The organism is Micromonospora sp. CPCC 205561, assembly GCF_036906775.1.
In the GTDB taxonomy this organism is placed as follows: Bacteria; Actinomycetota; Actinomycetes; order Mycobacteriales; family Micromonosporaceae; genus Micromonospora.
In genome coordinates, this window is the sequence record NZ_JBAKHV010000013.1 from 75528 (window position 1) to 94772 (window position 19245).

Annotated in this window: 18 protein-coding genes and 1 pseudogene; 8 read left to right on the forward strand and 11 right to left on the reverse strand. The window is 70.9% G+C overall.

Annotated elements, in window-relative coordinates; genetic code table 11:
* Window positions 1-219 precede the first annotated feature (219 nt).
* Window positions 220-426, reverse strand: coding sequence for a hypothetical protein (locus V6V16_RS10285; protein ID WP_334561655.1), 207 nt, complete (start codon window positions 424-426; stop codon window positions 220-222).
* Between the two features lie 166 nt (window positions 427-592).
* Between V6V16_RS10285 and V6V16_RS10290 the strand changes: the two genes are divergently transcribed.
* The 4 genes and pseudogenes from V6V16_RS10290 to V6V16_RS10305 all read left to right on the forward strand — a co-directional run bounded on the left by V6V16_RS10290 (window position 593) and on the right by V6V16_RS10305 (window position 5498).
* The gene (locus tag V6V16_RS10290) at window positions 593-3319 is read left to right on the forward strand and encodes a hypothetical protein (protein WP_334561656.1); all 2727 of its coding nucleotides are present in this window, start codon (window positions 593-595) and stop codon (window positions 3317-3319) included.
* A 215-nt stretch (window positions 3320-3534) separates the two neighbouring features.
* Window positions 3535-3765 (forward strand): annotated as a pseudogene (locus V6V16_RS10295) (translocation protein TolB); the annotation flags it as partial.
* Between the two features lie 45 nt (window positions 3766-3810).
* Window positions 3811-4488, forward strand: a complete 678-nt coding sequence (locus tag V6V16_RS10300; RefSeq protein WP_334561657.1) for an HAD family hydrolase — start codon at window positions 3811-3813, stop codon at window positions 4486-4488.
* 182 nt (window positions 4489-4670) lie between these two features.
* A complete protein-coding gene (locus V6V16_RS10305) occupies window positions 4671-5498 on the forward strand; it encodes an SDR family oxidoreductase (RefSeq protein ID WP_334561658.1) in 828 nt (275 codons plus the stop codon).
* A gap of 217 nt (window positions 5499-5715) precedes the next feature.
* On the opposite strand, the gene V6V16_RS10310 is transcribed toward V6V16_RS10305, so the two are convergent.
* The 4 genes from V6V16_RS10310 to V6V16_RS10325 all read right to left on the reverse strand — a co-directional run bounded on the left by V6V16_RS10310 (window position 5716) and on the right by V6V16_RS10325 (window position 9475).
* Window positions 5716-6549 carry a hypothetical protein gene (locus V6V16_RS10310; protein WP_334561659.1) on the reverse strand — a complete coding sequence of 278 codons (834 nt, stop codon included), beginning with the start codon at window positions 6547-6549 and terminating at the stop codon, window positions 5716-5718.
* Between the two features lie 233 nt (window positions 6550-6782).
* Window positions 6783-7400: a TetR/AcrR family transcriptional regulator gene (locus tag V6V16_RS10315; RefSeq protein ID WP_334561660.1), complete on the reverse strand. Its 618-nt coding sequence runs from the start codon at window positions 7398-7400 to the stop codon at window positions 6783-6785.
* Window positions 7397-8449 carry an alpha/beta fold hydrolase gene (locus V6V16_RS10320; protein ID WP_334561661.1) on the reverse strand — a complete coding sequence of 351 codons (1053 nt, stop codon included), beginning with the start codon at window positions 8447-8449 and terminating at the stop codon, window positions 7397-7399. Before V6V16_RS10320 ends, V6V16_RS10315 begins: the two co-directional genes overlap by 4 nt.
* A gap of 252 nt (window positions 8450-8701) precedes the next feature.
* Window positions 8702-9475, reverse strand: a complete 774-nt coding sequence (locus V6V16_RS10325; RefSeq protein ID WP_334561662.1) for a ZIP family metal transporter — start codon at window positions 9473-9475, stop codon at window positions 8702-8704.
* A 213-nt stretch (window positions 9476-9688) separates the two neighbouring features.
* Between V6V16_RS10325 and V6V16_RS10330 the strand changes: the two genes are divergently transcribed.
* Both V6V16_RS10330 and V6V16_RS10335 read left to right on the forward strand, forming a co-directional pair.
* Window positions 9689-10843 carry an alkaline phosphatase PhoX gene (locus V6V16_RS10330; protein WP_334561663.1) on the forward strand — a complete coding sequence of 385 codons (1155 nt, stop codon included), beginning with the start codon at window positions 9689-9691 and terminating at the stop codon, window positions 10841-10843.
* A gap of 735 nt (window positions 10844-11578) precedes the next feature.
* Window positions 11579-11959 (forward strand): hypothetical protein, encoded by a 381-nt coding sequence (locus V6V16_RS10335; protein WP_334561664.1) that lies wholly within the window; start codon window positions 11579-11581, stop codon window positions 11957-11959.
* Between the two features lie 346 nt (window positions 11960-12305).
* Here V6V16_RS10335 and V6V16_RS10340 read toward each other — a convergent pair whose 3' ends face one another.
* Window positions 12306-12857, reverse strand: coding sequence for a DapH/DapD/GlmU-related protein (locus V6V16_RS10340; protein WP_334561665.1), 552 nt, complete (start codon window positions 12855-12857; stop codon window positions 12306-12308).
* A gap of 90 nt (window positions 12858-12947) precedes the next feature.
* On the opposite strand from V6V16_RS10340, the gene V6V16_RS10345 reads away from it, so the two are divergent.
* Entirely contained in the window at window positions 12948-13877 is a 930-nt protein-coding gene (locus tag V6V16_RS10345; RefSeq protein WP_334561666.1) for a LysR family transcriptional regulator, read from the forward strand.
* 42 nt (window positions 13878-13919) lie between these two features.
* Here the strand turns inward: V6V16_RS10345 and V6V16_RS10350 are convergent, their stop codons facing one another.
* Together V6V16_RS10350 and V6V16_RS10355 are read right to left on the reverse strand one after the other, a co-directional pair.
* Window positions 13920-14327: a hypothetical protein gene (locus tag V6V16_RS10350; protein WP_334561667.1), complete on the reverse strand. Its 408-nt coding sequence runs from the start codon at window positions 14325-14327 to the stop codon at window positions 13920-13922.
* A 23-nt stretch (window positions 14328-14350) separates the two neighbouring features.
* Complete coding sequence (locus V6V16_RS10355) at window positions 14351-14869, reverse strand: GNAT family N-acetyltransferase (RefSeq protein ID WP_334561668.1); 519 nt, start codon at window positions 14867-14869, stop codon at window positions 14351-14353.
* A gap of 594 nt (window positions 14870-15463) precedes the next feature.
* Between V6V16_RS10355 and V6V16_RS10360 the strand changes: the two genes are divergently transcribed.
* A complete protein-coding gene (locus tag V6V16_RS10360) occupies window positions 15464-16501 on the forward strand; it encodes a fatty acid desaturase family protein (RefSeq protein ID WP_334561669.1) in 1038 nt (345 codons plus the stop codon).
* 85 nt (window positions 16502-16586) lie between these two features.
* Here V6V16_RS10360 and V6V16_RS10365 read toward each other — a convergent pair whose 3' ends face one another.
* The 3 genes from V6V16_RS10365 to V6V16_RS10375 form a co-directional block, all read right to left on the reverse strand.
* The gene (locus V6V16_RS10365) at window positions 16587-17282 is read right to left on the reverse strand and encodes a TetR/AcrR family transcriptional regulator (protein ID WP_334561670.1); all 696 of its coding nucleotides are present in this window, start codon (window positions 17280-17282) and stop codon (window positions 16587-16589) included.
* A gap of 151 nt (window positions 17283-17433) precedes the next feature.
* Window positions 17434-17946 (reverse strand): C40 family peptidase, encoded by a 513-nt coding sequence (locus V6V16_RS10370; protein WP_334561671.1) that lies wholly within the window; start codon window positions 17944-17946, stop codon window positions 17434-17436.
* Window positions 17947-18218: 272 nt separating this feature from the next.
* A complete protein-coding gene (locus tag V6V16_RS10375; protein WP_334561672.1) occupies window positions 18219-18977 on the reverse strand; it encodes an alpha/beta hydrolase in 759 nt (252 codons plus the stop codon).
* Window positions 18978-19245 lie beyond the last annotated feature (268 nt).

A 19245-nucleotide genomic window follows, 5' to 3' on the forward strand; every position in this document is an offset into this window, starting at 1 on the left:
GATTCGGGCGCACCGCGGATCCCTCCGCCGGCCCGATGAGACGCACAACTATGACCGGCGTCACACAGGATCGCGACTGCCCGGCGGGGGACAGTTCCAGGCCGGCCGGCCCTGCGCCCGACCGGCCCAGCAGCGTAAGGGCGGGCCCGGCGGCAACCCCGTGGCGCGGGTGCGGGGCCCGGCCGACAGGCCGGGCCCCGCACCCGCGCGCAGGCTGGGTCAGCTGTAGAGCACGCTGTACGCCAGGCCACCCAGGGCGATCGCCAGGGTCAGCGTGGCGCCGAAGGCCGCCCCTCCCGCTGCGACCGAGGCGGCGGGGTGCGAGCCGCGGAGGTGGGCCAGCAGGGCGGCGCCAGCCGCGGCGATGAGTGCGAAGATCACGGCGAGGGCCAGGGCAACGAGGAAGAGGAAGGCGCGGGTGGACATACGACGCTCCTGATCGGACCGCGATGCGGCCGGTTGGCAACGGGATGCGCCCCATTGGTGGGAGCGCCCAGGAACGCCAGCCAGCTACTGTTCGCGTTGGCGCAGTTCACGGCGTGTGCCGGTGCGGTCCGGTGCGGATCCGGTCCGGGGTGGGAAGGATGGCGGGATGACGGGCGGAGACGGCGAGCACCCACGGCGACGTTTCAGGAACCGGCTCGACGAGCTGTTCGACGTCGCGGAACTGACCAACGACCGGGTCGCCAAGCTCGCCGGCCAACTGTTCCAGAACCGGCGGATTCAGGGGGTGACCGTAGAGGATTACCAGGGCTCCTCCCCGGCCAATACGAGACGCCTCAGCGAGTGGCGTCACCCGAGCGAACCCGCCGTACCCCAGCGGTGGGTGCAACTTGCGGCCGTGCTCACCGTGCTCATCGAGAAGGCCCGCCCGCGAGCGCCGCAGCGGGTCGATCTGTACGACAGGGCCGCCTGGCGGCGACTCTACGAGGAGGCCCTGAAGAGCCCTCGACCGGCGAAGACCACGGATCCTGTAGCGCCGCGGGCGGCTGGCATCGGGCTCGACCAAGCCGTCCCGCACGACAACGACGCGTCGGACGGTGACGACAGGCCCCGCCGGCCGTATTCCGTCATCGGGCCGACCGGCGGGAAGCCGGACTGGCGGACCCTGCTGGACGGAAGTGCGCTGCCGGCCGCCTTCGGCTTGGCCGGCACCCTGGAGCGTACGGTCGTCGTCGACGACGTCCCCTACGACGCGGCTGGGATGCTCGCCTGGCTGGCGGGCCATCCCGGCAGGACCGTCTTCCTCGGCGGAAACCGCGGCGACGGCAAGACGTCCTACCTCAACATGCTCGCCGCCCGCTCCGTCGGCTCGCACCACTTCGTCCGGTGGACGCAGAATGCCCCGTTCAGCATGCGGACGGCCGAGAATCTGGCGGCGGAATTCCACCGCGCGAACCTCACCGAGCGGCCCACCGTTGTCATCGTCTACCCGATCGACGCGTCCGGTAGCTCGGCCGACCTGGGCCAACTCGGCGACGAGCTGGCCGCCGGCGTCGGTGGGGACGACCGGCGCACCGTGGTCGTCATCGAGGGTGACGACGGCGCACGCGAACGGCTGCCGTTCTATACCGCGCACCCGGCGACACTCCTGCCCCCGGGGCCCGAATCCGTCCAGCCCTGGGTGTCCCTGCTTGGTCGTGCCCATGACGAGCTGCGCCGCGAGGGAGAGGAGGAACGGCAGATCGCCGCGCGCTACCCCAATCTCGTCCATTTCCTCGGCTCGAACGCGGAGCAGCAGGCGGAGATTCTCGCCGACACGCAGTCACCGATGATCGTACGGCTGCTGCGCGCGGTCTACGGCGCCGACATGTGGGGAAAGTTGTACGACGAGCTGAGAAGGTTGCAGCCACCCTCGCCCGACGCGATGTGCTACCTGGGGATCTGCCTTGCGTCGGTGGCGAACCGCGGAGTCCCTACCGCGATTGTCGAGGAGTTGCAGCCACGCGCGGAATGGCAGCTGCGGTCGCTGCGTGATCCGTGGGTCCTCGATGAGGAGGACGAGCATGTCGCCCGGCACCGGGTGATCGCTCAGGTGGTTCTCGAGAAGGCCGCCAGGAGCAGCAACGGCCGACTGATCCGTCAGTGCCTGTCCGACTACGCCGCACATTTTCGTACCCCGAGATACGGCGCACTGGTGCGCCAGATCGTCATGGCCGTGGCTCACCTGCCGCCGGTGGGCTCCGAGAAGGAGACAGAGGGTCTGCGTAGGGCGGTGTTCTCCGGCGCACGTGGCGGCCTACAGGCGATCGACGACGTCGCCGGTGCCATCAAGGCCGAATGCGGTCGGGACTACCGCGCCCTCGCCGCGTGGATGGAGATCGTACGTCTGCTCGTCCCGCGACAGTCACGGGACCGCTCCCACCTGTGGCTGGTCGAACTGCACGAAACGCTGCTGGACGCCGTGGACGACACCGACAACCCTCCGGAGCCCGACCGGCTCATCTACTACCACTGGAAGATCGGGCGGCTACGGGCCTGGCTGCTCAACGAGGACGATTACGATTTCCTGGACGACGCGGTGCGACAGATCGCACCCTTCATCGGCGCGCCGTGGTGCCGGGCGGACTTCTACACGGATCTCTTCCGATGGTGTTTCCAGGCGCTTTCCCATCGCCGGAGCGAGACTCTGACCGGCCGCGACGCGATCGACGTCCGATTTCTGTACGCCACCCTCTTCACCGCCTACGAACGACTGCGTAGCTGCACGACCGACGACCGCCTCAGCGACATCCGACGCGACTTCAACACGATGATGCTGCGGTACGTGCACTGGCAGTTGCCCGATGACGCGGCCGACCTCATCGACGAGGCCTGGAAGACCTCGGTCATGCTCGGTCGCCCGGATCCGCAGCTGGGAACGATCCTCGCCGAGATGCTTCTGGAAGGTCGGGCCACACCGCCGCCCGGCGAGGACGCCGTGACGAGCGCCTGCCGCACACTCGCAGCGGTCCTCGACGCGGCCACAGATCACGGGGAAGCTCTTTTCCTGCTCGCACTGGCACATGTCAGACACGGCGTCGAGGTGGACTCCCTTCCCGGCCGGATCGCTGGCGCGGGCCGGACGGAAGACTCGGAGCTGAACCCCGCGTTCCTCGCGCACGCCGCCGCCCTGATCGAATCCGACGCCGCCCGCCGCAAGGCACTTCTTCTCGACGCCAGCAGGGAGTACGCGGGCTACATCGAAGCCCTCGGCTCGGGCAGCTACGCGGCGGACCGCCTGGGGTTCGCGTACGGCCTGGCGGTCACGGATCTCGCCAGATTCGACGGGCCAGACGTCGAGCAGGCGCGCCGGCGGCATCGCCGGCTCACGGGCTGACCACCCGGGTCCGCCCACCCGCACGGTGGGTGTGGCAGGCCCTGTCGCCGATGGGTGCGACGCTCCGGGCAGGAGAAAGGTCGGCCAGGGATCCGCGGCCCTGACCGGCAGTATCGCCGAGCTGCCCGCCCCACGGCGCCACTTGGCGGTCGACGACGAACGGTGCCGGCCCGTCCCCTGATCGCTGCGGTCATGCCGACCGCAGTGCCGTGCCGCCCGGTGCCAGCCCCTACGGGCCGCTCGGCGCGGCCGACACCAACGGCATCCAACTGCCCGCCGGCTTCACCAGCCGGGTGATCGTCCGCTCGCGACATACGGTGCCCGGGACGTCGTACACCTGGCACGACGCGCCCGACGGCGGCGCGTGCTTCGTCGCCGGCAGTGTCGCCTCGGCGTACCGCATCCTGTCGAACACCAACGTCAACTGCGCGGGTGACGCGACCCCTCGGGCACCCTGACCGAGCCCTCTGCCGCCGCCTTACGCTATGGCGGTGCGGAGGTTGGCGCTGTTCGATCTCGACAACACCCTCGTCCAGCGCGATCAGGCATTCGCCGCCTGGGCGCAGGAGTTCGCCGCGGCACATGACCTCGACACCGGGTGGGCAACCTGGCTGATCGCCGCCGACGCGCGCCACGACGGCCGGATGCACACGTTCTTCGGCCTGGTTCGCGACAGGTTCGCCCTGACCGCTCCCGCTGACGAGCTGTGGCGACAGTACCGACACCGCATGCCACAGTTGGTCTCGTGCTCCGCCGAGGACCTCGCGGGGCTGGCCAGGCTGCGCCGCCGGAACTGGAAGATCGGGATCGTCACCAACGGCATGACCGACGACCAGCTCGGGAAGATCCGCAACACCGGCCTGGACCGGCACGTCGACGCCTGGTGCATCTCCCACGACGTCGGCATCCGCAAGCCCGATCCACTGATCTTCCAGCTCGCGGCCCACCGCTGCGGCGTCACCGGCGGCGGCGGTTGGATGGTCGGCGACAGCCTCACCCTGGACATCGCAGGTGGTGTCCGTGCCGGCCTACGGACGATCTGGATCCGCGACCCCCGTCCCGTCCGCCAGCACGCCACGAACGAACCGGAACTCCTTTCGCGGCTCGCACCCGATGCCACCGTCACGTCGGTCGCCGAGGCTGTCGACGTGCTGATCGCGGCCGAGTGACCGACGACCGGCCAGGCCCGGTGCGGTGCCCCGCCGCGCGCACCGCCGCCGGCCTGGAGGGCTGGGCCTCCGCGGGTATCCGACGAATCCGGTTGGCGACAGCCAAGCCTCTTCATTCGCGACCACGACCCTGACACTCTGCTTCCGACAGGTAACCCACCGGATCGGGCAGGTCGAGAGCGATGGCGAAGCGTTGGTTGATCACAGGGTGCTCCAGCGGGCTCGGTCGGGCTCTCGCGGCCCGGCTCGCCGCCGAGGGGGAGCAGGTGCTGGCGACGGCCCGACGACCGGAGACGCTCGACGGGCTGGTGGCCGACCACCCGGGCAACGTGGTGGCCGCCGCCCTGGACGTCCGGGACCCGGCGCAGTGCGCGGAGGCGGTGGAGCGGGCGGTGGACGCCTTCGGCGGTGTCGACGTTCTGGTCAACAATGCCGCCTACGGCCAGTTCGGCACCTTCGAGGAGGTCTCCGACGCGGAACTCGCCGCACAGTTCGACACCAACGTGTTCGGGCCGTGGCGACTCACCCGCGCCGTGCTGCCGGTGTGGCGGGCACAGCGCCGTGGGCACGCGGTCTTCGTCAGCTCGGTCGCCGGCACGGTGCCGTTCCCCGGACTGGCGGCCTACACCGCGAGCAAGTTCGCGGTGGAGGGAGCGGCGGAGTCGCTGGCCGCCGAGGCCGGACACCTCGGGGTGCGGGTCACCATTCTGCAGCCGGGCGGCTTCGCCACCGGTTACGGCGCCAACCTGGTCATGCCTGAGCATCGGATCCCGGACTACACGCCGGTCAGCGACGGCCTGCTCGGCGCGCTGCGCACCATGAACACCAAGATCGAGGTGAACTCCCCCGAACTCTTCGCGGACGTGGTCTGGCGGCTCAGCCAGCTGGAGTCGCCGCCGCTGCGGCTGCCGGTGGGACCGGACTCGGAGGCGTTCCTGGAGGCCGCCTACGACGCCCGGCGCAGCGAGTACGACCAGGTCGTCAAGGCGGGTCAGCACACCGTGGCGTGACCCCCGCCGGAGCGCCGCACCCCGTCGCGGCCCTCCAGGGCCGGCCCGGCAGCCACCGCAGCGCCTCCACGCCGGCCATGGCGTCGACCACCGCCGCCAGGACCGCCGGCGAAATGACTCGAATCAATGCGACATGCGGCGGGGAGCGAACTGCGGGTCGTTGAGCCGACGCTGCCCGGCCGGAAGATCACCGGTCGGGCAGCATTCCGGGCTCTGTTCAGTTGCCGGTGCGAAGGTCCTTCAGCCCCTTGAGCATCTCGGCGAGGTCGGTGGTCTCCGCAGGAGACGGCGTCTCGATGTGCACGGGCTTTCCGTAGTCCGTGTAGTCGATCGTCATGTCACCCATCTTGCCCATGTCCATGCCCGCCCGGCGCGGCCGGTACTGCTCGTCGACCCAGAGGTCGAGCTTGAGCTCCTTGACGCCCTGCTTGGCGTACTGCTGCTCGACGGCCGAGCGCAGCTTGGCATCGAGCTGCCCCAGGTAGGTGGCCACAGGAGCAGTGACGGTGTAATGGACCGTGCGCGCCCCGTTGACCGTCTCCTCGCCGACGACCGTGACGCCCTCGGTGGCGAGCAGCGTCTTGACCTGCTTGGTGGGGTCGACGTCCTCCAGCTGCTTGGTGAAGTTCATCCCCATCTGCTCGCCGGCCCCGGTCAGGTCCAGTTTCATCCAGGACTTCCCGCCGCTGCTGGCACGGTCCGCTGCCGGGATCTGCACGTAGGCCACGGCGCCGATCATCCGGACGGTGGTCGGGGTGCCGTCCACACCCGCCGTCGTCATCTCGACCTTGACCGGGTCACCCAGATCCACCACGCCCTGCACCGAGACCTTCTCGCCGCCCGTCGTGCCCTGCAGCGTCACGGTCACCGAGTCGCTCTTGTCGGTGGCTTCGACCGTCTTCTGCAACGAACCCCTGAGATCACTGGCCAGCAGTTCCAGCACCGTGGGCTGCTCCGGCGCGTCCAGGCCGGACTTCGCACCGCAGGCGGTCAGCGCGACTGCCGTGAGCGCGGAGACCGCGATAACAGTGGTCCTCTTCCAAATTGACACGTGACAGCTTCTCTCCCCGTAGGACTCTGGGGTGCGCCCCAGATAGAACGACGACACGCTATCCCAGGCGGTCAACCCGCAAGGTGCCTCCCCGCCGGAGAGTTGTCGGCTCGAGCGACGGGAATGTCAGCGGTGGGGTCTACGGTTGGCCGGGTTCGACGCCCGAAACAGAAGTCGAGAGGCCATTCCTGTTCGACGACGTCGTTAATGAATGCCACTGCCCTCAGCTGCGGTCATGCCGATCGCAGTGCCGTGCCGTGCAGCATGCCGATGACGGCGTCCGCCGCGGCGCGCAGGTCGTAGGAGCGGTCGGTGAGGGACTCCGCGACCACCGCGTCGATCGCGCCGCCGATCATGATCGCCGTGGTGCGTGAGTCGAGTTTCGCCCGGTACGCCCCGGCCGTCTTGGCGGCCTCGACCAGGTCCGCCAGGGCGCGCCACCGCTCCGGCGAGCCGGGCCTGTCGGCGATGCCGGTGTCGTGGTCGTCGTCGAGCGCCTCGACGATGACCCGCACGTGGTCGGGGTGGGCCGCCATGTACCCGATCAGCCCGCGCACATAGGCGTCCACCTGCCCCGCCGGCGTCTCCGCCTGCGCGATCAGCGCCCCGACGTGCTCGGCCAGGCGGGCGATGACGGTGTCGTAGGCGGCGCGGATCACCGCCCGCTTGCTGGCGAAGTGGTAGATGACCGCCGCCTTGGTGATGCCGGCCGACTCGGCGATGCGTTGCAGCGAGCAGCCCGCGTACCCGTGCGCGGCGATCAGCTGGATGGTCACCCTGATCAGTTGGGCGCGGCGGGCCTGCTCGGTGAAGGTGGGCGGCCGCGCGGCGGCCGGGCGGCCGGCGGTCACGGCGCCGTCGCCAGGAAAGCCGCCACGTCCGCGGCGATCCGCTCGGGCTGCTCGCCGTTGACGGCGTGGGTGGCGCCCTCGTAGAAGCGTACGGTGGCCCGGGTGAGCGTCGCCTCGGCCGTACGCCGGGCCTGCCGGGCGTCGTGCATGACCGACGCCTCGGCGAGGATCACCAGCACCGGCCGGTCGAGGCCGCGCAGCTGCTCGTCGGTGAACCGGGTGGGGGCGGGCAGGTCGAGCGAGTAGTGCCGCATGCCCGACTCGATCATCTGGGCGACCGGGTCGTCCTCGACCGGCGCGCCACCGGCCGTCCAGCTGTTGAAGCTGTCGCGCCACGACTCCGGCGTCCACCGCACCGACGCGGGGATCGATCGCACGATCGTCTCGAGCGGCAGATCGGCGAACGTCACCGCCGGATCGATGAGCACCACACCGGCGATCTTCTCAGGCTGGCGGATCACCACGTTCGCCGCGGTCCAGCCACCGATCGAGTGTCCGACGAGGTGCACCCGCGGCTCCGGCAGCTGCCGCAGCACCTGGTGGAACCACTCCGCCTGATCCGCGTGGTCCTCGATCGGGCGGGCCTGCACGCTCATGCCCGGCTCGCCGAGCAGGTCCATCGTGTACACCGTACGCAGCCGCAGCATTTCGTCGAGGTTGTCGGCCCACAGCGGCGAGGCCGAGGCCCGACCCGGAACGAGTACGAGCGGGGCCTGCCCGGGGTTGGCGCCGTCGAACCGGTAGAGCCGCACCACGCCGTACGTGGTGCGCAGGTCCAGGATGGCCGAGGGCGGCGGCAGCTCGGCCAGCGCCCGGTCGTACGCGGCGGCGAACCTGTCCCGGCCCTCGGCCGAGGTGAAGTACCCGACGGGAGTGGTGTCACGCAGCGCCAGCCAGCCGACGAGGACCAGCACCAGGGCGAGGGCGAGGACTCGCAGCCAGCCGCGGGGGTGGCGCCACCACCGGAGTCGCCGCGGGCCGGCGGAGGACCGGCCGAGGTCGTCCGGCCGCACCGACGCCTCGGTGCCGGCACTGCCGGTCTCGGTCATCGTGCTGCTCCTTCCGAGCAGGCGCGTCGGACGATCGACGAGGGCGACGATCCACTTACCGCTCGGTGTGAACACTAACCGCATGGTTAGCGGATGTCGAGCCGAGTCGATACCGGCGCGCAGCCGCCCGCTGTCACGCGTGATGGCGGCGGCGGACAGGGCACCGGCGAGCACCCCACGGCAGCCTCGTGGACCGCCCCGCGGCCCTCCTCCTGCGCCAGGCTCTGCGTGCTGGCGTCCTCCGGGGCGCGGTCAGAGCGTGGCGAGGATGAAGGAGAGCACGAAGCCGGCGGTGGTGCTCAGCGCGACCAGCGGGCCGCCCTTCTCGTACGCCTCGGGCATCAGGGTGTCCGCCAGCGACGCCAGCACCGCGCCCGCGGCGAACGCCAGCGGCAGGGAGATGGTCTCCGGCGCGGCGCTCGACAGCGGCCCGGCGCCCACGACCACCGCCAGGACGAGAATCGCGGCGCAGCCGCCCCACGTGCCCAACACGAACCGCCGCGACCGACCCTGCGCGCGCATCGACGCGCTGCCCACCAGCGCCTCCGGAAAGTTCGACACGAAGATCGCCGCCAGCAGGGCCAGCCCACCCGTACCCTCGCCGAGGGAGACACCGAGCGCGACGTTCTCCGGTACGCCGTCGAGGGTGACCGCCGCCAGCAGCGCCAGCCCCGCCGCCCCGGTGGTGGAGGCGGTCGACGCGGCCCGGTCCCCGGCGGCGGCGTCCGGGTCGAGCTTCTCACTGCCGTGGGACTCCCCCCGGTCGCCCCTCGCCACCCGGTCCAACCCGGCGCTGAGCACCGTGAAGACGGTCGCGCCCACCACCAGACCCAGCGCCGCACGCCACATGCCGCCCTGTTCGTAGGCATCCTCGAACAGCTCGAAGGCCAGCGCGGTGATCAACGCGCCGGAGGCGAACGCGAGCAGCACCGCCAGCCACCTCTTGGGCAGCCGCAACCGCACACCGGCGATGGCGCCGAACACCAGGGCGCTGGAGGCCACCAACCCGAACATGAACGCTCGCATGCCACGGACCTACCCAACCGGCCGTCGACCTCAACCAGCTCAGCGACATTGGTCGATCTGCCGGGCGGCCAGCGTACGACCGACCCGGCCGACACCGGAACCAGGCCGAAGCTCCACCCGCTCGTCGGGAAAGACTTGCTCCGCGTTCACCTTCGTCGATGCGCTCGGGCGGTAGTTTCATCGGCACGAACCGTTGCGATTTCGGAGGTTTCGATGGATCGTCGTACCGTCCTGCGCGCCACCGTCCTCGGCGGTGCCGCCGCCTTCTCCGGCAGCCTCTGGGCCGGCGCCGCCCTGGCCGCCCCCGCTCAGCCCGGCGCCAGCCCGTACGGGCCGCTCGGCGCGGCCGACGCCAACGGCATCCAACTGCCCGCCGGCTTCACCAGCCGGGTGATCGCCCGCTCGCGACAGAGGGTGCCCGGGACGTCGTACACCTGGCACGACGCGCCCGACGGCGGCGCGTGCTTCGTCGCCGGCACCGGATGGATCTACGTCTCGAACTCGGAGATCCTGGCCACCGGTGGGGCGTCCGCGGTGCGCTTCAACGCCGACGGCAGTGTCGCCTCGGCGTACCGCATCCTGTCGAACACCAACGTCAACTGCGCGGGTGGCGCGACCCCGTGGGGGACCTGGCTCTCCGCCGAGGAGGTCAGCCGGGGATACGTCTACGAGACGTACCCGCAGGGCGGGCGGGCCGGGGTGCAACGGGCCGCGATGGGCCGGTTCAAGCACGAGGCCGCCGCCTGCGACCCGGCCCGCCGGGTCATCTACCTCACCGAGGACGAGAGCACCGGCTGCTTCTACCGGTTCCGGCCGACCGTCTGGGGCGACCTCTCCGCCGGCACCCTGGAGGTGCTGGTCGCCGGCACGGCCACCAGCGGACCGGTGAGCTGGGCGCGGGTGCCAGACCCGGACGGCTCCCCCACGCTGACCCGCGACCAGGTCTCCGGGGCGAAGAGGTTCAACGGCGGCGAGGGCTGCTGGTACGCCGACGGCACCTGCTGGTTCACCACCAAGGGCGACAACCGGGTCTGGGCCTACGACGCGGTCAACCAGCGCATCGACCTGGCGTACGACGACTCCCTGGTCAGCGGGACGGCGCCGCTGACCGGCGTGGACAACATCACCGGTACCCGCTCGGGCGACCTCTACGTCGCCGAGGACGGCGGCAACATGGAGATCAACGTGATCACGCCGGCGGGAGTGGTGGCCCCGTTCCTGCGGATCACGGGTCAGTCCTCGTCGGAGATCTGCGGGCCGGCGTTCTCGCCCGACGGCAGCCGGTTCTACTTCTCGTCGCAGCGCGGCACGTCCGGCTCCTCCTCCGGGGGGATCACCTACGAGGTGCGCGGCCCGTTCCGCGCCTGACTCACCGGCGTCTGGTCCGGCTCCCGGTGGGACGGCACCGCGAGTCGATCCACTCGGGACGCCCGGCGCCCCGACCAGGTCTCCCACCGGGCGGCGTCATCACCACGGCCCGCCACCGACCCCACCGTCACCGCGGGCCCACCGTTCGTCACCATGTTGGCCAACGTCCCGCGCCCCGCTGCGGGACCGCCGGGTACGACGGCAGGGACGGAACCACCACCTGCGGGGTTGGTGGCGCCGGGTATGTTCCGTCCCTGCCGGGGACGCTCGCACGCGCCCTCTTCCTTGGCGGCGAGCGGCGGTGCGGCGTTACCCCGAACGGCGCACCGGCGACACGAGGGGCGGCGCCCGCGTCCGGAAGACGTCGGTGCCGGAGGCGGCCGGGAATCTGTTCGCCGCCCGACCCACGGTGCTGACCTGCGGTTTGTCAGATTCGAGCAGTGGATTTGCCCGCCTGGGAGTGGTACGACTTGGTGCATCGACCCGACCAGTGGCGGTATGTCAACGGCGACGCGTCGAGGCCGAGGCAGCGAGTTCCACGATCATGGTTCGATGACGCCCGCCGATCACAGCCGAGGACCGAGGTCCGCCCGGCGCCGCGGTGGTCAGTAGGAGGTATACCTTCATGCGGCCCAAGCGCACCGCGTCCCCTCATCGGCCCTTTCAGCCGGCCGCCACGGGGGTCGCACCGGTGTGCGGGGTCGTCGCCGGGGCGGCGCGTACGGCGAGACCGTCGTGACGAGCCCGGAGAACGCCGAGAACACGGCGGCCTACAACCGAGGGCTCGGCGCGGGACGGATCGAGCAGCGCTTGCAGGGCCACGACGAGCAGCTGCGGCAGATCTACGGCTCGATCGACTCGATGACCGTGGCCCTGCGGGCTCTCGCTGAGGAACTCCGCGCGCACGTCACGCTGGCCAGCGCCAACGAGACCTCGGATCACCGGGACGTGACCGAGAAGGAGAGGATCGCCGAGGTCCGGGCGGAGGAGGCCGCCAACGTGGAGGTGCAGAAGACGGTCCGTTGGACGGCGTGGCAGCGCGCGTTCGCCGTCATCGGCGCGATCGTCCTGGTGGTGAACTTCGGCCTGGGGTTGTACCTGACCTTCGGCCGCTGACCGCCCGGCTGCGGGGGGCCCACGCCGTCCCGACGCGGATCGAACCGGGTCACGGGAGATCCCTGGGGTCTGTCTGCTAGTTGCGGACCCATGCCGGCACCGCGGCCAGGACCACGGCGGAGCGGTAGACGATCGCGAGCTTGTCGAACCGGGCGGCCAGGCCCCGCCACTGCTTGAGCAGGGCGAAGGAACGCGCGACGACGTTGCGGCTCTTGTAGACCTCGCCGTCGAAGCTCGGGGCGCGCCCGCCCTGGTGGCCCCGGCGGCGTCGCCCAGCCGGACATGACGAGGCACCGAGGGCAGGCGGATGCTGCTCGCCCCAGCGGTCGGCCCGGGGCAGGACACATCAGTCGATGCTCTTGACCACCCGGGCGGGCACGCCCGCGACCAGCGTGCGTGCGGGCACGTCACGGGTGACGACCGCGCCGGCGGCCACGACCGCGCTCGCGCCGATGGTGACGCCCTGGGTGACCACGGCGGCCGCACCGATCCAGACGTCGTCCTCGATCACGATCGGGGCGCTCATGACGTACTCGTAGCGCTCAGCCAGCGGCAGCGGGTGTCCGCCGGTGATGAGGCTGACCCGCGGGGCGATCATGACGTTGTCGCCGATGGTGATGCCGCCGTTGTCCATGAAGGTGCAGCCCTGGTTGACGAAGACGTTCTTCCCGAACTTCGTGCCCAGACCGTACTCAGTGAAGAACGGCGGGTAGATCGTCACCGACTCCGGCAACGGACCGCCGAAGACGACTGAGAGTAGTTCCGCGCGGGCCTCGGTGTCGCTGAACGGCAGGACGTTCAACCGGGAGGTCACGTCAGTCACCTGCGCGATCCGCTCCGCATAGCGCGCGAACTCGGGCGTGCGGACGTACATGACCTGCTCTGTGCGGATAGACATGCCCCTGATCCCAGCAGCACGACAGGGTCCCGATCAAACAACCCGACACACCCCGGACACAACTACTGGTTGTGCCCATAGGGTCATCGTGTGGACATCGAAGCGGTACGGACCTTCGCGGCCGTCGCCGAGGCTGGGCAGTTCCAGGCCGCGGCCGACGAGCTCGGCATCAGCCAGCAGGCAGTCTCCAAGCGGATCGTGGGCCTGGAGAGAAACCTCGGGGTCTCGCTCCTGGTGCGCACCACCCGCGGATCGCGGTTGAGCCTGGACGGGCAGGTCTTCCTCCCGCACGCCAAGAAGGTCCTGGCGGCACTCGATCAGGCAGAGCAGGCCGTGCGCCCCGGCAGCCGGCCCCTGCGCGTGGACGTCCTCAACCGACGCATCGCCCCGGCCCAGGCTGTCTACCGCTTCTACCGCTCGCGCCCCGACACGGCCCTGGACGCGGTCACCCTCGGCGAGGAGAACGCCGCTCAGGCGGCCCGGGCCGTGCTCGAAGGAAACCTCGACGCCTCCTTCCGGGCCCTGCCGGCGGACCGGGTCCCTGCGGGAATCAGAGCCGAACGGCTCCTGGACGTTCCTCTGCAGCTCCTGGTCGGCCCCGCCCACCCCTTGGCGGCAAAGGACCAGGTCCGGCCCGCCGACCTCGTCGGTCACCGCATCTGGATCCCTGGTGTCAGGCCGGGCACGGAGTGGGAGCGGTTCTACCGGTCGCTCTCGCAGGACTTCGGGCTGAGCATCGACGCGCTCGGCCCTCACTTCGGCGACGAAGCCCTGATGGACGCACTGGCCGGGTCGGCCTCTCTGGCGACCCTGGTCGGCACCGACGACCGGTACCTGTGGCCCGACAGCTACGGCCTGCGGCGCATCCCGCTGCGCGAGCCGACACCGCTCTACCCGCACGTGCTGCTCGCGCGAGCCGAGCACCGGAATCCCGTGCTGACCGACCTGCGTGACTACCTGCGAGCCTCGCAACCGCAGGTCGACGACGAGGTGTGGGTCCCCGAATGGGTGACCTCCTGATCGACCGCTTGATCAAGCAGACACGCCCTAGTCGTCCCGCCGCTAAAGGAGGACTGGTTCGATCTCGACAAGCGTGCCGAGCAACCGGGTCGCGCCGTCGCGGACGTGACCGTCCGGGCTCCGGGTCAACGCCGCGCACTCCCGCACGGCGGCGTCGCGCTCGCTGCCGAACACCATGAACACGTCGAGCACCGCGGTGTGAATCCAGTCGGCGTGGTTGGGGTCGGCCGCGGCGAGCGCCGAGGCGACCACCGCCAGCCCGGCCGTGTCCTGACGTCGGAGCAGAGCCTCGGCCGTCACCCGCGTGACGAAGGTGTCCCCGGCGTCGAGCACGAGATCCCTGAGCGTCCTGCGGGCGTCGGGCACCTCCACGAAACTCGCCAGAGCACGGCCCGCGTCAGCCCGGTCATTGAAGTCGGGACTTCCCGCGAGCTCGACCAGTGCGGTCACCACAGCGCGTCTCGCCTCGTCGCTCACGGCGCTGCCCGCCGGGGCCGCACGACGTCGCCTCCCGGCAGGATCTCGTCGCCGCGACCGCGTCGGTCACCAGACGTGCCCCGGAGGGGAACCACGTACTGGATGAAGCCGCGGTTCTCCGCGACCTGGTCGTAGAGCCGCCGGGCCGTGTGGTTGTCCTCCCTCGTGTGCCAGTACAGCCGGTCACAGCCCCGCTCGTCCGCCCACGCCACGACGGCCCCGATCAGGGCGCGGGCGACACCCCTGCCGCGCGCCGCGGGGGCCGTGAACAGGTCCTGCAACAGGCAGACATCGGGCGACGTCGTGCTGGCGTGGACCAGGAAGTGGGCGATGCCGACCAGCCGACCGTCCCACCGCGCCCCCAGCGCACGCATCGTCTCCGCGCGCTGGAACTCCCGCCAGGCCCGTTCGTAGCGGTCCGCGGGCCAGGTACGGCCGTAGAAGGCGTTGTAACCGCTGAACAACTCCTCCCAGTCGGCTCGGTCGGCTGGCTGGAGCGTGGTGACGCTGACCATCGGTTCCATCCTCGTCCCCGGGAGTCCACTGCGACCAGTTCCGTCGGAACCGTACAACGTCGGGTGGGCACGACCCACGTTCCGTGCTCGCCGCCACCTCGCCACCACCGCCGTCAGAGGCGGAGAGCGGCTCCGGACCCGACCACCGTCGTGGCCGCGATGGCGACGCCGGCCTCGCCGATCGTGCTGCCCTCCTCGCCGGCGACCGGCACGACGGTGCTCACCGGCGGCCGCGGGCCGGCCCCGGTCCGGTCGGCCCGGCGGTGATCCTTTCCGTCCGTGGCTGGCGTACTCCGCACGCGGGGGCGCCGGGTCGGCTCCCCACCCCGCTGCGCCTGGTCCCCGGTACGCCGGCCCCGCTCGGCACCACCCTGACGACCGCACCGGAGCCGCCACGGCGGACCTCGGGTGGCGGCCTTGCCGACCTGGCCCCGCAGACCCTGTCGATTCCTGCGAACGGATGGGCGGCGGTACGTAAGACTGGGACCAGTGCGGTTCGCTGAAGCGACCTCTGCGGCAGGGCGCCGAGACTCCCTACGTCTGCCCGCTGACGGCTGACAGCAGAGCCACCGCGTGAGTTCGGGAGTGGCTAGGATGAGCGATACGAATCTTGGCGCACGCAGTGACCGGGGAAGCGAGTACGCGGACCTGTCCCGCCTGGTCCGGGCCGCCGGCCTGCTCGACCGACGCCCCGGGCGTTACGCGGTGCGCGGGGCACTGCTGCTCGCGGGCCTCGCCGCGGTCGGCACGGTGTTCGTCCGTCTCGGGCCGTCATGGTGGCAGATGGCGACCGCCGTCGCCGCCGCGGTGCTCCTCGCGCAGCTGGCGTTCCTCGGTCACGACGCCGGACATCGGCAGATCTTCCGCTCCCGCCGGCCGAACGACGTGGTCGGTGTGCTGTGCGGCAACCTGCTGACCGGGATCAGTTACGGCTGGTGGGTCGACAAGCACAACCGTCACCACGCTCATCCGAACACCGAGGGCCACGACCCGGATGTCGTGGTGCCACCCCTGTCCTTCACCCCGGGCCAAGCCGCGGCGCACCGAGGCCCCCGGGCGCTGTTCGTCCGGCACCAAGCGGCGCTGTTCTTTCCCCTGCTGCTGTTGGAGGGCCTGCATCTGCACCTCAACAGCGTCCGGGCGCTGGTCGGTCGCGGCAGAGTCAGGCACCGGCCCGTCGAGATCGCTCTGCTCGCCCTGCACCTCGCCGGCTACCTCACCGTCGTGTTCCTGGTCCTGAGCATTCCGCAGGCGATCGTCTTCATCCTGATCAACCAGGGCCTGTTCGGCCTCTACCTCGGCAGCTCGTTCGCGCCCAACCACAAGGGGATGCCGAGCCTGACCGCGGCCGACAACCTCGACTACCTGCGCCGACAGGTCCTCACCTCCCGCAACGTCCGCGGCGGTCAGTGCCTCGACGTCGTACTGGGTGGGCTGAACTACCAGATCGAACACCACCTCTTCCCCAGCATGCCTCGGCCGAACCTACGGCTCGCCCAGCCGCTGGTCCGCGACTTCTGCGCCGAACACGGCGTCTCCTACCACGAGACCACCCTGCTTGAGTCCTGGGCGCAGGGGCTGGCACACCTACGGGCGGTCAGTTCGATCCGGTCAGGCGGCGGCCGAGACTGACCTGAACCACCAGGCACGGCCACGAGGGGTACGAGGCCGCGACCAGGTTCCGCCCCACCGCGGCCGCGACGGTCGGCGGGGCGGGTCAGGCCCGAGGGGTCGGCGATGTGAGCGACCCGGTGGCGGCGGAGCCGTCGGACTTCGGCTTCTCCGCATCCTCGGCGGACAGGGCGGCGTGCGCCGTGGTGAGATCCGCGCCGGTGGCCGTCTCGGCGTAGTTGATGATCAGGGTGAGGGCGCCTGCCCGATCGATCGAGGTGCCCGTGACGATGTGGTACCCGTAGGCGTCCTCGAGGGCGACGAGGTTGCAGGCCACCCGCCGGATGGGCCCCCGGACGGTGAACACGCCGCGAGCGGCACCGTCGTTGAGGATGTGTTCGTAGAGGTCGACCTGCTGGTCGAAGAGGGTCCGCCTCAGGTGCGCGTCGCCCGCGCGCAGTCGGGCTTGCGGGGAGAACTCGTACAGGAGGCAGCAGAGGCCGTCGTCATGGTCGGTGGGGAGACCGGACTCGATCATCGCCAGCAGCCGGGCGACCGGTTCGCGCAGTTCGTTGCTGGCCTGCTGCCGGCGTTGGTGGAAGCGCTCGATCGCGTGTTCGTACACGTCCTGGAAGAGGTCGCGGACGTCACGCCAGTAGTAGGTCACGGTGCCGGGCGACGTGTTCGCGGCGTCGGCGATGTCGCGGACCCGGACGTTGGCGAGGCCGCGGTGCTTGATGGCCCGCTGGGCGGCGGCCATGAGGTGGGCGCGTTGGGCATCCTGTCGTCGTGGCCTGGCCATACGTCGTCTCCTATGGTGGCGCCTGTGCCCGCGGGGCGGGCGGTACAGGCGGTCGTGACTCGTCCACTCCGCCGACAGTGTGCGGGGCCAGGGACGAACGGCGCCGGTCGCCTTCCGGCCCCGGCGCCGAGCAGGCCAGGCGCGGGCGACGTCAGTAGCCGTTGGGGGTGAGCACGTCGACGAAGAGCGGATCCGGTTCGGTGCCGCCGAGGGTGACGCTGTCGTTCCTGACGTAGCCGTAGTAGGCGTTGGCGTCGATCACCCGGTTGTTGCCGATGTAGACGCCGGTGTGGTCGAGGTCGCCGCCGTAGCGGATGCCGTCGTGGGGGTCGGTGTCCCAGAAGACGAGGTCACCGGGGCGCGGCGTGCTTACTCGGCGGCCCTGGTTGATCTGGCCCTGCAGCCAGTAGTTCAACTGCAGGCCGCGGCCGGTCGCGGCCTTGGTGCCGTCCCAGATCGCGTGCCGGTTGAGGCACTCGCAGTCGACCGCCTGAACACCGCAGGTCCAGCCGTAGGCCAGCCGGTACGGCGTCCCCAGGTAGGCCTTGGCCGCGTCCACGACCGCCGCCCGCACGCCGGACGCCCCGTGCGCCGGCGTGGTGGTCAACCCCAGGCCGAGCACCGTGACCACCGTGGCCGCCATGGCCCCCACTTGCCTCTTCATCGCAGACCTTCCTTCGCTCGTACCGCCGCGGACGTCATTCGTCGTACGGAACAGCAAAGAACATCGATCGATACAAGTCAAGGCCCGGACCTGGTCGCGGCGACCTCCGCCCCACGTCGCCACGGCCCGCCTGGGCCCGCAGGGCGGCGGCCGGGCGGGCGGGCGGGACGCGAGTCGCGCAGCGCGGCAGCCGGCGTCGTCCGTCGCCGCGAGTCCGCACCGGTCGCCGGTACCGGCGTCCCGCTTCGCGCCGGACGCCGGTACCGATCGGGTCAGGCCCGGCCGAGGTGGCGGGCCAGGAACGTGTCGTCCACCCCGACCCACCGGGCGCCGCGGTGGTCGCCCGCGTTCGCGTGCAACGTCTTCTCCGCGGAGGCGAACGCGTCGAACAACGCGAGCCCGGACGAACGCTCGACGTGCTGGTCGTCCCACGGCAGCAGGAACTGGACCGGCACGGTGATCTGCCGCGCGGCCGTGAGCACCGGCTCGTCCACGAAGAACCCGCCGCCGAAGATCGCGGCGGCGATGCGGGGCTCGGCCGCGGCCAGCCGTACCCCGATCGCGGTGCCCATCGAAATGCCCCCGCCGTAGCCGACCGGCGCGTCCGGGCCGATCCGCGGCAACGCCTGTAGGGCGTCCAGGGTCATCTGCCATTCCCGCACGGCCCGTTCGGCGAGCGAGGCCGTGAGGCGGACACTGGCCGCCGCGAACCGCGGGGTGTCGCCCGCCGTCACGGCCTGCCGGATCTCCGTACGGGCCTGCTCGTCCTCGGTCGTACGCGGGCGGTCGCCGTGTCCCGGCGCGTCGATCGCGACGACATTGAACCCCCAGGTGGCCGCTGCGTGCAGGGCGCGGGCCCGGAGCCCCGGCGCCTTCTTGTGCATGCCGCCGTTGTGTCCCAGGAGCACGACCGGGGCATGGTCGGCGCCGGACACGGGTGCCCAGAGCACACCCGGGACATCGTCCACGAGGAAGTCGCGTTCGACGACACCGCCGGCCGAGGTCTCGTTGATGAAACGTACAGAATGCATTGTCTGGTGCCTTTCGGAAGCGCCATCCTGACTGGCGCTCCCGGCGACGACTACGTCGGTCGCCCGTCCGTGACGGGGAGGGAGCACCACGTGCGAACTGCGTCCACGGGTCTCACCTCCCTCGGCCGGGTCACGGATCGGGGGCACGCTATCAACCCTGCCGCACTGCCAGCCAGTCGATTACCCGTCGGGAGGGCCGGGCGGGCGGGCGGGCGGGAAAGCCTTCCACGTCACCGGGGATCGCGCGGCTCTCCGGCGTCGATCGACC

Excerpts from the sequence above, each read along its gene's own strand:
- V6V16_RS10370 (WP_334561671.1), bottom strand. The coding sequence starts at position 17,946 with ATGAAGAGGCAAGTGGGGGCCATGGCGGCCACGGTGGTCACGGTGCTC.
- V6V16_RS10325 (WP_334561662.1), bottom strand. The coding sequence starts at position 9,475 with ATGCGAGCGTTCATGTTCGGGTTGGTGGCCTCCAGCGCCCTGGTGTTC.
- V6V16_RS10365 (WP_334561670.1), bottom strand. The coding sequence starts at position 17,282 with ATGGCCAGGCCACGACGACAGGATGCCCAACGCGCCCACCTCATGGCC.
- V6V16_RS10375 (WP_334561672.1), bottom strand. The coding sequence starts at position 18,977 with ATGCATTCTGTACGTTTCATCAACGAGACCTCGGCCGGCGGTGTCGTC.
- V6V16_RS10360 (WP_334561669.1), top strand. The coding sequence starts at position 15,464 with ATGAGCGATACGAATCTTGGCGCACGCAGTGACCGGGGAAGCGAGTAC.
- V6V16_RS10285 (WP_334561655.1), bottom strand. The coding sequence starts at position 426 with ATGTCCACCCGCGCCTTCCTCTTCCTCGTTGCCCTGGCCCTCGCCGTG.
- V6V16_RS10340 (WP_334561665.1), bottom strand. The coding sequence starts at position 12,857 with ATGTCTATCCGCACAGAGCAGGTCATGTACGTCCGCACGCCCGAGTTC.
- V6V16_RS10355 (WP_334561668.1), bottom strand. The coding sequence starts at position 14,869 with ATGGTCAGCGTCACCACGCTCCAGCCAGCCGACCGAGCCGACTGGGAG.
- V6V16_RS10330 (WP_334561663.1), top strand. The coding sequence starts at position 9,689 with ATGGATCGTCGTACCGTCCTGCGCGCCACCGTCCTCGGCGGTGCCGCC.
- V6V16_RS10320 (WP_334561661.1), bottom strand. The coding sequence starts at position 8,449 with ATGACCGAGACCGGCAGTGCCGGCACCGAGGCGTCGGTGCGGCCGGAC.
- V6V16_RS10290 (WP_334561656.1), top strand. The coding sequence starts at position 593 with ATGACGGGCGGAGACGGCGAGCACCCACGGCGACGTTTCAGGAACCGG.
- V6V16_RS10305 (WP_334561658.1), top strand. The coding sequence starts at position 4,671 with ATGGCGAAGCGTTGGTTGATCACAGGGTGCTCCAGCGGGCTCGGTCGG.